The 14786-nt window shown below is 61.1% G+C and carries 11 protein-coding genes; 6 read left to right on the top strand and 5 right to left on the bottom strand.

Annotated elements, in window-relative coordinates:
• Positions 1-380 precede the first annotated feature (380 nt).
• On the bottom strand, positions 381-2063 hold the full coding sequence (locus CXK96_RS20465) for a methyl-accepting chemotaxis protein (RefSeq protein ID WP_102838232.1): 1683 nt from the start codon (positions 2061-2063) through the stop codon (positions 381-383).
• 589 nt (positions 2064-2652) lie between these two features.
• On the opposite strand from CXK96_RS20465, the gene CXK96_RS20460 reads away from it, so the two are divergent.
• From CXK96_RS20460 to CXK96_RS20445, 4 genes are read left to right on the top strand one after another with little or no spacing between them, the layout of a single operon-like run.
• The gene (locus CXK96_RS20460; RefSeq protein WP_102838231.1) at positions 2653-4191 is read left to right on the top strand and encodes an MBOAT family O-acyltransferase; all 1539 of its coding nucleotides are present in this window, start codon (positions 2653-2655) and stop codon (positions 4189-4191) included.
• A 30-nt stretch (positions 4192-4221) separates the two neighbouring features.
• Positions 4222-6141: an HAD-IIIC family phosphatase gene (locus CXK96_RS20455; protein ID WP_102838230.1), complete on the top strand. Its 1920-nt coding sequence runs from the start codon at positions 4222-4224 to the stop codon at positions 6139-6141.
• The gene (locus CXK96_RS20450) at positions 6138-6386 is read left to right on the top strand and encodes an acyl carrier protein (protein WP_102838229.1); all 249 of its coding nucleotides are present in this window, start codon (positions 6138-6140) and stop codon (positions 6384-6386) included. The genes CXK96_RS20455 and CXK96_RS20450 overlap by 4 nt, the downstream gene beginning before the upstream one ends.
• Before the next feature lie 3 nt (positions 6387-6389).
• Positions 6390-7457 (top strand): hypothetical protein, encoded by a 1068-nt coding sequence (locus tag CXK96_RS20445; RefSeq protein WP_256061703.1) that lies wholly within the window; start codon positions 6390-6392, stop codon positions 7455-7457.
• Between the two features lie 72 nt (positions 7458-7529).
• On the opposite strand, the gene fahA is transcribed toward CXK96_RS20445, so the two are convergent.
• Positions 7530-8831: a fumarylacetoacetase gene (gene fahA, locus CXK96_RS20440; RefSeq protein WP_102838228.1), complete on the bottom strand. Its 1302-nt coding sequence runs from the start codon at positions 8829-8831 to the stop codon at positions 7530-7532.
• A gap of 16 nt (positions 8832-8847) precedes the next feature.
• Positions 8848-10152, bottom strand: coding sequence for a homogentisate 1,2-dioxygenase (gene hmgA, locus CXK96_RS20435; RefSeq protein WP_102838227.1), 1305 nt, complete (start codon positions 10150-10152; stop codon positions 8848-8850).
• Between the two features lie 116 nt (positions 10153-10268).
• On the opposite strand from hmgA, the gene CXK96_RS20430 reads away from it, so the two are divergent.
• A complete protein-coding gene (locus CXK96_RS20430; RefSeq protein ID WP_102838226.1) occupies positions 10269-11042 on the top strand; it encodes an IclR family transcriptional regulator in 774 nt (257 codons plus the stop codon).
• Positions 11043-11155: 113 nt separating this feature from the next.
• Positions 11156-11341, top strand: a complete 186-nt coding sequence (locus tag CXK96_RS21060) for a hypothetical protein (RefSeq protein ID WP_102838225.1) — start codon at positions 11156-11158, stop codon at positions 11339-11341.
• A 64-nt stretch (positions 11342-11405) separates the two neighbouring features.
• On the opposite strand, the gene CXK96_RS20420 is transcribed toward CXK96_RS21060, so the two are convergent.
• Both CXK96_RS20420 and CXK96_RS20415 read right to left on the bottom strand, forming a co-directional pair.
• On the bottom strand, positions 11406-13367 hold the full coding sequence (locus CXK96_RS20420; RefSeq protein WP_102838224.1) for a TonB-dependent receptor domain-containing protein: 1962 nt from the start codon (positions 13365-13367) through the stop codon (positions 11406-11408).
• 85 nt (positions 13368-13452) lie between these two features.
• Positions 13453-14781 (bottom strand): HAMP domain-containing sensor histidine kinase, encoded by a 1329-nt coding sequence (locus CXK96_RS20415; RefSeq protein ID WP_256061704.1) that lies wholly within the window; start codon positions 14779-14781, stop codon positions 13453-13455.
• Between the last annotated feature and the right edge of the window lie 5 nt (positions 14782-14786).

Here is a 14786-nt window from a genome sequence, read left to right as displayed (position 1 = left end):
GGCCGCAGCGCTATCTACGTCGCAGGCTCAAAGCCTAAGGGTGGATACGGCTTCCTGGCCTTCCCCCGATGATCAGTCGGGAACTATCACCCCAACATAGCGTGGTAGTCGAGATACAAGGGTGGATGTCGTGTTACATCCAACATGGCATCGCTCGGTGGGGCGCCATCCGATGGATCGCCACCCGGTGGATCAATGAAGCGTGATCCACCGTACGTGAGCACGGAGATGGGTGCGCCAGGGTGCCGCCGCTACGTCTTAGGCTGATGGGCCAAGACCGGCTTTTTTAGAGCTGGCCTGCGCTAAACGGAAAACCCCGCATGTGCGGGGTTTTGTTTTTTAAGGCTGAATTGAGCCCGATCTGACCAGATCAGGCCGCGTCAGATGCGGAACTGGCGCACCAATCCACCCAGACGTTCACCCACGCTGGCCAGGTTGCGCGCGGTCTGGGCGCCCTGCTGGGTTTCCTCGGCGACGTTTTCCACTGCTGTGGCGATCTGGTGAACGCTGCGGTTGATCTCTTCTGCCACCGCCGTCTGCTCTTCAGCGGCGCTGGCGATCTGTGCGTTCATACCGTTGATGGTGGCGATCAGCTGGGCAATGGCGTCCAGCGAAGCGCCGGCCTGATTGGCCTGAGCACTGCTGGCATCACCCGCTTCGCTGGAACGGCTCATAGCGGCTACGGCCTGCTTGGCGCCGCTCTGCAAGCGGTCAATCATTCCCTGGATTTCCTGGGTGCTCTGCTGGGTGCGACTGGCCAGTGCACGAACCTCGTCGGCGACGACGGCGAAGCCACGTCCGGCCTCACCGGCACGTGCTGCCTCGATGGCGGCGTTCAACGCTAGCAAGTTGGTCTGTTCGGCAATCGAGCGGATCACGTCGAGCACACCCACGATCGCATGCACATCCTGCTGCAAAGCATCCAGCGAGGTGCCGCTGCTGCGGATCTCTTCAACCAGTGAATGGATTTGGCGAATGCTTGAATCGACTACGGCTTTTGCCTGCTGACCTTCCTGATCGGTCTGTTGAGCAGCTTCAGCGGCGCCTTGCGCGCTGTGTGCCACTTCCTGCGCCGCAGCGGACATCTCATTGATTGCCGTAGCAACCTGATCGGTTTCCTGGCGCTGGGTCTCCATGGCTTTTTCGGAGCGCTGTGCCTGGGATGCGACCTCGGCCACCATGCCGGTCAGTTGTCCGGTCATCTCCGCAACCTGGCTGACCATGGTGTGGATCTTGCCAACGAAGCGGTTGAACGAGCCGGCCAGCTGGCCCAGTTCGTCGCTGCGATCTTCCGGCAGGCGGTGAGTCAGGTCACCGTCGCCAGCGGCAATGTCATCGAGCTGAGCGCGAATCACCTGGATCGGCTTGACGATGGAGTTGCTGATCACCACGCCGGCGATGCACAGCGCTGCCAGCATCACGCCAGCGATAACCAGAATGCTGGTTAGGATCGAGTTGACCCGGCCGTCGATGTCGGTCCTTACCCGGTCCAGGGCCGATTCGATATTGTCGAGATTGACCGCCGTACCCAGCGCCAAGTCCCACTTCGGCAGGTAATAGCTGTAGGCAAGTTTTGGCACCGATACCTTGTCGTTACCGGGCAACGGCGATGAGTAATTCACGAAGTAGGTGTTGTTTTTCGCCACGGCCACCAATTCACGGTTGATGTAGACGCCGTTGGAGTCGCGGCGGTCGCTCAGATTGGAGCCGACATCCACCGGACTTTCCCCGCGAAACAGCCGAACCACATTGGAGTCATGGCCGAAAAAGTAACCGTCTTTTCCGTACTTGATCTTCTTGAGGATGGCGATGGCCTCCTCACGGCTGGCCAAATCCCCTTGAGCGGCCGGCTCGTAGAGGTGAGCCACACTGCTCACACCGATTCGCATGTAATCCTCGAGCCGAGTCCGAGCATCGTCGATCATACGCTCACGGGTAGTTCCCAACTCTTTGTCGGCGAGACTGTGCAGGATTTTTGCCGCAGCGCCACTGAGTACTAGCGCAAATAGGGTGACAGGCACCAAAGCAAGAAGGAGGACTTTGGTTTTCAGCGTAAGTCGCATGTGTGGCATCCGAATGTATGAGTACCGGTGAGTCATCGGCTGACCGTGCGGCAACTTGACGCTCTTATATTCGGATTCCGCGGTAGCCCGACGAACAGCACACTCGGCGCAAAACAGCCGTACGCCGGATTTGTTTGCGTACCGCTTTGAATGTCGGCTTGTCGTTCCGATTCTCGTGGAGTGCCACCAAACGAGAACCGTAGAAAGCGTTTCTAAAGCCCCTCGATTTGAATATCGCCCCTGACGCATGCGGCAACCTGCCGCCTCTTCTTTTTGCGTTTTCCCCGATCTCTCGCCAACGGCTCTAAAACGGCCGTTTCGCTTGATTTTACTGGCTTGCCCGCTTGTCTGGACTGTTTAGACAAAGGGATGAGCGGCGCAACTTTCCCTTACAACTCTGTGTCGCAGTTAACAGACCAGGCATTGGTTATGTGCAGCTGAAAACTGTTCGCAACAAGAGGCACTTCAGGCTTGTGTGAGTGACTTCGGAAACGCACCAGCGAGCGTAGTTCGGTAGGTGATGGGTCATCACAACGTTCACCGTTCCGAAGAACGGCTGTTATTTGTTCAGGGATAGGGAATAAGAACAATGCTCTTCAATTCGATGGTATTTATCGCCGGGTTTCTTCCGGTGGTTTTACTGGGCTTCATCCTTCTCGCGGGCTCCGGCAGACAACGCTTTGCCGCCATATGGCTGACACTGGCGTCGCTGGTGTTTTACGGCTGGTGGAACCCCGCCTATGTGCCGCTGCTGGTGGGCAGCATGGTGGTCAACTACCTGATCGGTGGTTACCTGATGCGACAGCCCTCGAAGGCTGTGCTGATACTAGGCGTTGCCGCCAACGTCGCCCTGCTGGCTTATTACAAATACACGGGCTTTCTCTTCGGCACACTCGACAGCGCCTTCGACCTCGGTTGGTCGGTGGGCGACATCATCCTGCCGCTGGCGATTTCGTTCTTCACCTTCCAGCAGATCGCCTATCTGGTCGACGCGCACGACGGCGAGGTCGCCGAGCATGATTTCGTCAACTACTGCCTGTTCATCAGTTTTTTCCCACAGTTGATCGCCGGTCCCATCACCCACCACGGCGAGATGCTCAAGCAGTTCAATGACAGCAGCACCTTTCGCCCTCGTATCGACAATATCTCGCTGGGGCTCACGGTCTTCGTGCTCGGTCTGTTCAAGAAAGTGATCCTTGCCGACCCGCTGGGGGAAAACGCCTCGCCGGTCTTCGCGGTTGCCGCGAGCGGCACCGTGCCTTCGCTGTACGACGCCTGGTATGGCGCGCTCAGCTATACGCTGCAGATCTACTTCGATTTTTCCGGTTACAGCGACATGGCGATCGGCCTGGGCTTGCTGTTCGGCCTGCGCCTGCCGGTGAATTTCAACAGCCCGTTCAAGGCGCACAACGTGATCGATTACTGGTCGCGCTGGCATATGACGCTGACGCGCTTTCTCACTGCCTATATCTACAACCCCATCGTGATGCGGATCACCCGCAAGCGGATGGCCACCGGCAAGCCGTTGCCACGGCGAGGGAAGATGAGTGTCGGAACCTTCGTCGTGCTGATCGCCTACCCCACCGTGCTGACCATGTTCATCTCTGGCGTGTGGCACGGCGCCGGCTGGCAGTTCGTGGCGTTTGGACTGTTGCACGGCTTCTACCTGGTCGTCGCCCACGGTTTCCGGGCCTACAAGGCGCGCCATGGTCTGCCCTTGGACAGCGACAAGTTCTGGCACCACGCCGGCGCCGTGCTGCTGACCTTCCTTTGTGTAGTCGTGGCCATGGTGTTCTTCCGTGCCAACAGCGTGACGGCGGCGATGGCCATGTTGACGGGGATGGTTGGCTTGAGCGAGTTGCACACCGACTTCGACAAGTCCGACTACCTCACCGTCGCCATACTGCTTGCCTTCGTCTGGATCATGCCCAACGTGCAGCAGTGGATGGCAGGCTTTCGTACCGCGCTGGACGCCCAGCCGCGCGAGAACTGGCTGCTGCGCTGGTTCCCGATTGCCATGTGGAGCCCAACGCCGGTCATCGGTATGGCCATTGGCGTGCTGGGCTTCTTTGCCCTGGCGGTGGCCTTTTCCGTGGCGCCTACCGAGTTTCTCTACTTCCAGTTCTAACCGTCCAATAACAAAGGAGTAACACGCTAAATGGATCAGCTTCTCTGGTTAGCGCAGCACCCGGATCTTGGCTCCGCCATCGGCGAGGCCAAACGGGAAGCCGACCCCTTGGTTCGCCTGGGTCTGGCCGCGCAGCTCGCTGGGTACCGCCGCGACTTCACCCTCACCACCCGGCTGGATCGGCTTGTAAGCGAGGGTCTGCGCGCACTGGCAAACGGTGAAACCTCGGTCAGCGGGCTGCAGCCGTTGCGCATCGCCCTGCTGTCGTCGCATACCGTGGATCATCTGGTGCCGGCCATTCGCGTCGCGGGCCTTCAACGCCGGCTGGCGCTCTCGGTGCACGTCGCGCCGTATGGCATGTACCGTCAGGCCTTGTTGATGGACGATCCTGAGCTCGCCAGCTTTGCTCCGCAGTTGATCGTCCTGGCCCTGGATGCCAGAGATGCACCCTTGCAGCTGCCACTCGAAGCCTCGCAGCAAGACGTTGATGCTGCAGTGGCCGAGCGTGTCGACGAGTTGCGCCTGCTCTGGCGCCGGGCACGTGAGCGCTATGCCGCACAGGTCGTTCAGCAGACCATCGTGCCTGCCGACCCGCCGATCTTCGGCTCGTTCGAAGCGCTGGTCCCAGCCTCACCCTACGCGCTGATCGAGCGCCTCAACGCTGCCATTCGCGCCGCGGCCCGTGAAGACGGCGTGCTGCTGATGGATCTGGCCTGGGAAGCGGCTCGCGGCAGCTACGGCGACGGTCTGGCCGAACCGGTGCGTTGGCACCAGGCCAAGCAACTGGTCAGCCCGAACCTGGCGCCGCTGTATGGCGACCAGCTGGCGCGCATCGCCGCAGCCAGCGCCGGCCTGTCGCGCAAGTGTCTGGTGCTGGATCTGGACAACACGCTGTGGGGCGGCGTGGTCGGCGACGATGGCGTCGACGGCATCCATCTCGGCCAGGGCTCGCCCAGTGGCGAAGCTTTCCTCGCCTTTCAACGCTATGCCGCACAACTGGCGCGCCGCGGCATCATCCTCGCGGTGTGCAGCAAGAATGATCTGAGTGTGGCCGAGGCAGCGTTCAATCACCCGGAAATGGCGCTCAAGCGCAGTGACATCGCCGCCTTTGTCGCCAACTGGGAAGACAAGGCCGGCAACCTGCGGCGTATCGCCTCGATGCTGGACATTGGCCTCGACAGCCTGGTGTTCGTCGACGACAACCCGGCCGAGCGAGACATCGTGCGGCGCGAGCTGCCGGAAGTCGCCGTACCGGAATTGCCGGACGACGTAGCCGACTACCCTGCCCGCGTTGCCGCCGCCGGCTACTTCGAAGCCGTCTCCTTTACCTCCGACGATGCCACCCGTGGGCGCAACTATGCCTTGAATGCCGAGCGCAAAGCGGCAATGACCCAGGCCACCGACATGGAAGGCTATTTGCGCGGACTGGAGATGGTGCTGACCGCCACCCCGATCGGCGCCGCCGAACTGGCCCGCAGCACGCAGCTGATCAACAAGACCAACCAGTTCAACCTCACCACGCGCCGCTATAGCGAGGCCGAAGTCGAGCGCATCGCCAGCAACCCGGCGGCCGTGGCACTGGCAATCCGCCTGGCTGACAAGTTTGGCGACAACGGTCTGATCAGCGTTGTCTTGGCACGCCCGGATGCGGCCGGGGCCAGTGACGAACTGCTGATCGACAGCTGGCTGATGAGCTGCCGCGTGCTGGGTCGTCAGGTCGAAGACGCTGTGCTCGACGTGCTGGCTGCCGCGGCCACCGCTGCCGGCTATCGCGCATTGATCGGTGAGTACCGCCCGACCGAACGTAACGGCATGGTCGCGGAGCATTTCCCCCGGCTGGGCTTCGTTCAGCATCCGGCGCCTTCCGAAAGCGAGCCAGACGCGACCTTCTGGCGTTACGAACTCAACGCCCCCCGCACACCCCGCCATTTCATCGAGGTATTGGCATGACTGAAGCAGAAGTACTCAAGCAGCTCACCCCGGTTTTCCACGATGTGTTCGACGACGACAGCATTGTGCTTGCCCCGGAAATGACCGCCAACGATATCGAGGGCTGGGACAGTCAGACCCACGTCATGCTCACGGTCGCGGCCGAGCAGCGCTTCGGCATCAAGTTTCGGACGGCGGAGCTGGAGTCGCTGCGCAACGTCGGTCATTTCGCACAGGTCATCAGCGCCAAGCTGGAGGGAAAATAAATCATGATCCAGACAGCAGATGTCCCCAAGGACGGGAGCCTTGCCGAGCAGGATGCAGGCACCACGGCCCGCGCGCCGGGCCGGGTGCGTTCGCGATATCTGCTGTCGCTGTTTGCCGGGCTGTTCGGTGCGTTTGCGATGTTCTGCCTGACGCTGTTGGCGCTGGATCGGACCGGCAACCTGCCGCCTCCCGCGTTCTCCAACATTTCCTGCGCCGACGAAAAGCTCAACTTCATGCGCGACAACCCGATTCAGTCGCCGAATCTGCTGATCATCGGCTCCTCCGTGGCCTGGCGCCATGTGGACGGCAACGTCCTGACCGAGGCATTACCAGAGGTGCGACCGATGAACGGCGCATTCTGTGGGCTGTTCGCCAACCAGTCGACTTACGTGGGGCACTGGCTGCTCGACCGTCAGCCGAGCATCCAAAGCGTGGTGATGATTGCCGACCCACAGGATTTCGCCGGTTGCTGGCGCGTACCTACCGCAGTGTTCAACCGTGAGCACGTCGACCCTTACGTCTACGAAAACGCCTCACCCTGGGGGCACTACATGCGTTATTTCTCGCCGAAGTCGTTGGCGCGCAATGCCTTGACGGTAAAAGCGCAGCGCGCGGGCGAGATTGAATGGGACCCCCTGGTGTTCAATCGCTTCGGCGACGGCCCGCTGGACACCGGCAATACTCGCGAGCTGCTCTATGGCCGCCCGGACCCGCTCGACTCCAATTGTTTCGACGCACTGCGAGGGATGAGCGCGCGCCTGGCCGAAGAAGGCCGTGAGCTGATGGTTGTCTCCACGCCGCTGCATCCAAAGTGGAAGGAAAAATACGATCCGGACGGCACCTTCATGGCCGACTTCGACAAGCGAATCATGGACACCCTCAGCGCCACCGGTGGGACCTACTGGAACGCGGACAAGGACTGGAGCACGCCGGTCACCTCCTTTGTCGACGCGGTTCACATGCGCTGGTCCGTTGTTCATGACTTCACAGCAGCCTTGGCCGAACAAATGCGTGACACGGCAATCGCGCCTATGCCGTCACCGTCCCTGGAAACCGCCAAGGTGCCCTGATTGGCGGGTGTAGAAATATAAAAGCCCGGGCTGTTTGAACATGCCCGGGCTTTTTGCTCACTGCTCTCAGTATCAGGCCGGCATCACCCGCCCGCGACACTCGCCAAAACCGATGGACGACAGCTCATCCCGACGGCAACGCGCCTTGAGAATGATCTCGTCACCGTCTTCCAGGAAGGTGCGGGTTTCGCCACTGGACAGTTCCAACGGCTGCTTGCCGCCCGCGGTGATCTCCAGCAGGCTGCCAAGGCTTTCAGGGCTGCTACCGGACAAGGTGCCGGAGCCAAACAGATCGCCTGGCTGCAGGCTGCAGCCGTTGACGCTGTGGTGCGCGACCATCTGCGCCACGGTCCAGTACATGTTCTTCGTGCTGCTCAAGGCGATGCGCTGCGCAGGCTGACCCTTGTCGCGCATGGCCGCAGTCAGCAACAGCACTTCAAGTTCGATATCAAGCGCCCCCTGCTGCTGATCCTGCTCATCGAAAAGATACGGCAACGGCTGCGGATCGCCTTCGGCACGTGCCGGCTGCGCGCAACGGAAAGGCTCAAGTGCTTCAGGCGTCACCACCCATGGCGAGATGCTGGTGGCGAAGCTCTTCGAGAGGAACGGGCCCAATGGCTGGTATTCCCAGGCTTGCAGATCACGTGCAGACCAGTCGTTGAGAAGGCAGAAACCGGCGACATGGCTGCTCGCTTCACCGATCGGGATTGACTCACCACGCGCATTGCCCGGCCCGATCCAGATGCCCAGTTCCAGCTCGTGATCGAGCCGCTTGCTGGGCCCGAAGCTCGGCTCGCTGGCACCCGGCGGCAGGGTCTGGCCATTGGGGCGTTTGACTGTCGCACCGGACACCTCAATAGTCGAAGCGCGGCCGTGATAGCCGATGGGCACGTACTTGTAGTTTGGTAGCAAGGGGTTGTCCGGCCGGAACAGCTTGCCGACGTTGTTGGCGTGGTGGATGCCGACATAGAAGTCGGTGTAGTCGCCCACCTTGGCTGGCAGATGCATCTGGCAACGGTCCATCGGCTGCAGCAGCGACTCGCCCATGCCCTGCAGCCGCTCACCCTGCGCACTGCCCTCTCCCAGCAGGTCCTTAAGCGCGCCGCGCAGCGCTTTGCGCGCTGGGGCTCCAAGCGCAAAGAAGCTATTGAGGCTGTTGCCGCTGGCCGCCTTTGCCGCTTCCAGCGCTGGACCATCGAATAGGCCCGCTTCGCAGGCTGCCCTCAGATCAAAGATGAAATCACCAATGGCGACGCCGCCGCGAGGCTGGTCGCCGTCACGGCTGAACACGCCCAGCGGCAGGTTGGCGAGGGAAAAGTCCGAATGGCCATTGGCCGACTCGACCCAGCTGCGTTGATCGTTTTGTACGGTCATGGTCTGTGCCGTCCTGTCATTTCTGGTTCTTGTCGAAAGTTTTGGCCAGGCCGGCCCAGCAGCTGTCGTACTCAGTCTGCAGCAGAGAGCTTTCCAGCGCCTGGCGTGTGGGGCGAAGCACCTGGCCGGTCTCGAACATGAAGGCCATGGTGTTTTCGATCTTGCGCGGTTTGAGTTCGGTCTTGATCGCCTGCTCGGTCGACAGGTGGTCCGGGCCGTGCGCGCTCATGCAGTTGTGCAACGAGGCGCCACTCGGCAGGAAGCCGTCAGCCTTGGCGTCGTAGGCGCCATCGATCAGGCCCATGAACTCGTTCATCAGGTTGCGGTGGAACCACGGCGGACGGAAGGTGTTCTCCGCCACCATCCAGCGCGGCGGGAAAATCACGAAATCGATATTGGCCATCCCGTGAACCGCGCTGGGTGAGGTCAGCACGGTGAAGATCGACGGATCGGGATGATCGAAGCTGACAGTGCCGATGGTGTTGAAGCGGCGCAGGTCATACTTGTACGGCACGTTGTTGCCATGCCAGGCGACCACATCCAATGGTGAGTGATCCAGTTCAGTCGACCAGAGCTCGCCGAGAAACTTCTGTACCAGCTGCACCGGCTCGTCGCGCTCTTCGAAGTGCGCCACCGGCGTCAGGAAGTCGCGCGGGTTAGCCAGGCCATTGCTGCCAATCGGTCCGAGCTCCGGCAGGCGCAGCGCACATCCGTGGTTCTCGCAGACATAGCCACGCGCAGTGGAGTCCAGCAGCTCGACCCGAAAGCGCATGCCGCGCGGGATCACCGCGATCTCAAGCGGTGCAACCTCCAGCACGCCCAGTTCGGTAACCAGTTTCAGCGCACCCAGCTGCGGCACTATCAAGAGCTCGCCGTCGGCGTTGAAGAACACTCGTTCCATCGACTGATTGGCTGCGTAGCGGTAGATGCTCGCCCCGGCAGGCTGACTGGGCTCGGCGTTGGCGACTACGCACGTCAGCCCGTCGAGAAAATCAGTCGCGCTTTCCGGAAAGGGTTCAGGATTCCAACGCAGTCGGTTGGGTGTGATCGGCCCCAACTCGCTGTTCAGCTGCCGCTCCAGGCGCTGGTATTGCCCGTGATTGGCCGAGGGCCGAATGCGGTATAGCCAGGTCCTCCTTGCTTCGCTGCGTGCCACGGTAAAAGCAGTGCCGGAGAGCAACTCGGTATACAGGCCGTAGGGCACCGTCTGCGGCGAATTCTGGCCGACCGGCAGTGCGCCCGGCAGGGCCTCGCTGCTGAATTCGTTGCCGAAGCCGGACAGGTATCGAGAGGTTTCGCCCATTTGTTGTTGTGGTTGCATAGCCGTCTCTCATTTTGCGTAACGAGGTTACGCAAAAAGTAATTTGAACTCACTGGGGCGTCAAGCTATAAACAGCGCCTTATTCAAGCAGGCCGGCACAACGGGCATTGGAAACCATGGCAGACAGCAACGCGGACACGACGCCACGTCGACAGAAAGTGCAGGCCGCCGAGGTAGGCACGGACATCCTCACGGCGCTGGCCGAATTGGCCCCGGCGACCTCCTTGTCGCGCCTGGCCGAGCATGTCGGCATGCCCGCCAGCAAGGTCCATCGTTATTTGCAGGCACTGATGGCCAGCGGTTTCGCCGAACAGGATCCGCTGACCAACCACTACGGGCTGGGCCGCGCCGCGCTGTTCGTAGGGTTGGCCGCTTTGGGCCGACTGGACGTGGTCAAACTGGCGACGCCGCATCTGGCGCAGCTGCGCGACGAACTCAACGAAACCTGCTTTCTGGCGGTATGGGGCAATCGCGGCCCGGCCGTCGTGCATGTCGAGCAGGCGGTGCGTGCCGTGACGCTGGTGACACAGGTGGGCTCGGTGCTACCCCTGCTGGGCTCCTCCACTGGGCTCGTGTTCAACGCGTTCATGCCCAATGCCGAAACCGCACAATTGCGCGAAGCGGAACTAAAGCTTCCCTCGGCCCCCACTCCTGATGCGCTGCTGCACACCATGAGCGAACTGCAACGCACCCACATCCAGCCTGTGCACGGTCTGTTGATGGCCGGCGTTAACGCACTCTCAGCACCGCTGTTCAGTGGCGATCAGCGATTGGCAGGCGTCATCACCATTGTCGGCGGCGAGCCTGGCTTCATGGCTGGAGCGGACGGCGACGCGGCGAAGCGGCTGCGGGAAGTTGCACGCAAGATCAGCGCGCGGATGGGCGGCTAGCGTGCGACGCCAGTGAGATCCCGAAGCGGCTGATGCTGCGTCAATGATGCAAATTGACGGGTAGCGGACTGAGGACTAGCGTTCCTCTGTCTTTTCCAGACCCCGGAGGCATCATGGATATCCAAGTCCGACCGCTTACGTCATTCGAAGGCAGCAGCTGGGAGGTTCGCATGGACCGAAACAAGGTGACGTTTCGCAATGAGTCCGAGGCGCGAGCCTTTGTTCAAACACTCGAGTCGCGCTTGGCAGCGCCACATCAGCTACCTGACGACCACCATCTCCAGCGCCGGGCAGGCTGACGGAATCAGATAAAGTTGCCGGCATCTGATGCCGGCAATACTCCCTTCTTCGTTTTAACCCTTCTCAGATACGCAGCGCGACTCCCAGTCGCAGTTCACGGCCTGGCTCGTAACTGCCTCGAACACCTTCATAACCCGGGATATTCTCGAAGTCTTCGTTGCTGGCGTGGTCCAAGTATTGTTTGTCGAACAGGTTCTTTAGCGTCAGGTTGAAGACGAGCCGGTCGTCGCTCAACGCCGCCCACTGAGCATAGAGATCGTGCACACCGTAACCGGCCTTATCAACGGTGCCTACGCCCGTACGCAACGAATCGACAGCGGTAACAAAGCGGCCCTGCCAGCCGAAACTCAACCTGTCCGTCGCGCGGTAATCGGCGAAACCGGTCCAGGTGTCGTCCAGTGTCGTGCCCAGTCCATTGTGCTCGTAGACATTCAGCGGCTCACCCTCCAGCTCGGTATCGTTGTGGTGGTAGCTCAGCCCGACGCTCAGCTGCTGCCAGTAGTAGGCGCTCTGCAGCAGCACACCCTGAGTCTCTAGCGTCCCGCCATTGACGTAAAGGTTGGGACGGCCGCTCGGATCGTAGATCGCATCACGCACGCGGGTGTCATAGACCCGCCCGGACAGCTCCAGCCCGCCCTGGCGATATTCGAATCCGACCTCATTGGTGCGAGCCTTTTCGGCGTCCAGATCCGGATCGTTGCCAGAGGCGTCGAGCTTGAACGCATCGCGTACCTGCACCCCACGTAACGCCTGCGCATGGCTGGCAAGCAGGGCCAGTTCCGGAGTCAGCTGATAACGAAGGCCCACGTTGGGGCTGAAGCCGGCGTCCGAAAAATCCTGGCCGTCGCGGTCGTCGAGGCGGTAGCGGTCGTAGCGCACGCCCATGCCGAGCAGCAGCTTCTCGGTAGCCTGATAGCTGTCCTGTAGATAGAAGCCCAGCACATCGCCGGTTTCCTCATCCAGATCTCGGTCACCCTCCGGCCCCAGCCGAGTCCGGTCATCTCGGTAGTCGACCCCGTAGGTCAAACGATGGGCGTCCAGCTCGCTGGTGTTGCGCACGTCCAGGCCGGCGCTGGTGGTGTCACCGATGTACAACCCATAGCGGCCGTCTTGCTGGAGCTCAGTAGAGGTATGGTAGGTCGTCACTTCGACATCGAGCAGGTCGTTGTTCTGCGGGTTCCAGCCGTAATTCAACGTCAGGGTTTCGCGCTCCGTCTCCAGCGGGAACAGCGGGTTGAAGCCGCTTGGAATCCACTGAGGACGCTGGCTGCGTTCGCCCTCATCGGTACGTTGCTCATAGGACAGGCGCAACGTCTGCTCATCTGTCAGTCGCCCTACCAGCTTGGCGAACCCCAGCTTCTGGCGCGCTCCGGTACCAAGCACATCCTGACCATTGCCGTCCTCATAGTCGTTCTGGTCCTGGTAGGTTGCGACCGCCATGGCAGACCAGGCATCGTTGAACCGACCGAACAGGCTGGTGCTGGTCTTGTAGCCTTCGGCATTGCTGAAGTAGGTCCCTTTGACTAACGCGCCGACGCGCTCCCCCGCACGCAGCAGGTCGTCCGGGTCTTTGGTCACGAAACGGATCGAGCCGCCCAGGGCGCCCGGCCCTGCCGTTGCGTCGCCGGTGCCGGGCTGGACCTCGGCACGCTTGAGCAGCTCCGGCTCTATTCCAATACGACCGGTATGGTGGAAGGTCTGGCCCGGCTGGTTGGCGCCGTCGATGGTGATGTTCAACAGCGTATCTTCAAGACCCCGCAGGTAAAGCTTCTGAGCCACACCGGGGCCGCCGCCGACAGACACCTCGGGGCTGGCCTCGAATACATCCTGTAGGTCAGCCGCTTGATAATGCTCTAGCTGTTCGGCTTCGACGCTGTCGCCTTGTATGTGGCGTGCAGTTACCTCGCTGCCGCCCAGTTCCAACGGCTCCTTGGTCTGCGCTTGTGCCTGGCAGGGCATGGCGACCATCAGCGCAGCAAACGACAGCGAACCGAGAAGCGATAGCGGGATAGGACAGTGTTGCATGAAGAACCTCGGACCATTAATGCGAACGTTTCGTATTAACGATTCTCACCCACAATACCGTCAGCGCGTATCACTTTTACAACTGTTACGTTGTGTCCGCGGTGCGAGGCAGCCAGATCGTCATGCACAACCCGCCTTGCTCGTGGTTTGTCGCTGCCAGACGCCCGCCAATCGCACCAATCTGTCGTTGGGCCAAAGCCAGCCCCAGACCAAAACCTGGGCGGTCATCGCTGACGCGCTCGAACGGCTGAAAAATACGCTCAAGCCACGGCGGTGGTACGCCCGGCCCCTGATCAATGATGTCCAGCCGATACCTTTCGGCTTCGGCCTGAAGTTGAACCCACACTTTTTTGCCCGGCGGGGTGTGATCGAGTGCATTACGCACGATGTTCTCGACCGCTTGGCCAAGCGAGCGGTGGCAGCTGCCAACCAGCTCTGCATCGGTGGGTAGCTGCGTTTCGATTTGGCGATCCGGATATTCGAAGCGTGCATCGTCAAGAATGCTGTCCAGCAAGTCCGTCAGATCCAGCGTTTCGTCACGCAGCATTGGCCGCTCCGTCTCCAGCCAACTGAGGGTCAGTGCATCTTCGACCAAGCGACGCATTGCCGAACAATCCTGGCGAATGCGGGGCAGCAATGCAGCACTGTCGCCGCCCTGCTCCGCCAGGCTGACCGCCATCTCGATGCGTGCCAGCGGCGTTCTAAGCTCATGGGACATTTCAGCCAGTCGCTGGCGCTGATCAATGATCAAACCGCCGATGCGCTCAGCCATGGCGTCGAAAGTTTCGGCCACCCCAGCCAATTCATCGCGCCGCGAGCCCAACAGCGCTCCCGCACGAGCTGAATAATCCCCTTCGCTGAACTGGCGAGTCGCCTGCTCCAGCCTTCGCAGCGGCTGCATCAAGTGGCGATATAGCAACAAGCAACCGCAGACCAACAACACCAGCGGCAACACCAGCTCGAGTAGCAGCCGAGCCGGATACCAGTAATGCCCCGGACGCATGCGCTGCGGCAGCTGGATCAGGAAACGCAGCTGCCCGTCGGCGAACGGCACATCCATGATCGGGTTTTCCTGAAAGTAGAGATGAATCTTCCAGGACGGATCCCTCCCAAGACTGAACTCCCGCATGAAGCGCTCGGACAGTTCACTTCCGGCAAGCGCGCGTAACTGGGGATCGATGATCGCCGCCCAGGTTTGCTCTTGCTGCTGAAGCCGCTGCAACCATTGCTGCAGCGCCTTTTCATCGCCGGCGCGGTACAGGGCCTCAGCCTGCGCGCCGTACTCACGCAAAGTGCGCTGGTGCTCGGCATCGATGAAGCTCATCTGCTCCTCTGCCTGACCGCTCAGACGCGCGATGACCCAGAACAGCGCCACACTCCCAAGGGCGACGCCAAGGCATAGTTTCCAGAACAACCGCC

Source organism: Stutzerimonas stutzeri, from assembly GCF_002890895.1.
GTDB lineage: Bacteria > Pseudomonadota > Gammaproteobacteria > Pseudomonadales > Pseudomonadaceae > Stutzerimonas > Stutzerimonas stutzeri_AB.
Note: the sequence above shows the minus strand (reverse complement) of the source record. Positions and strands in the feature narration are given on the sequence as shown.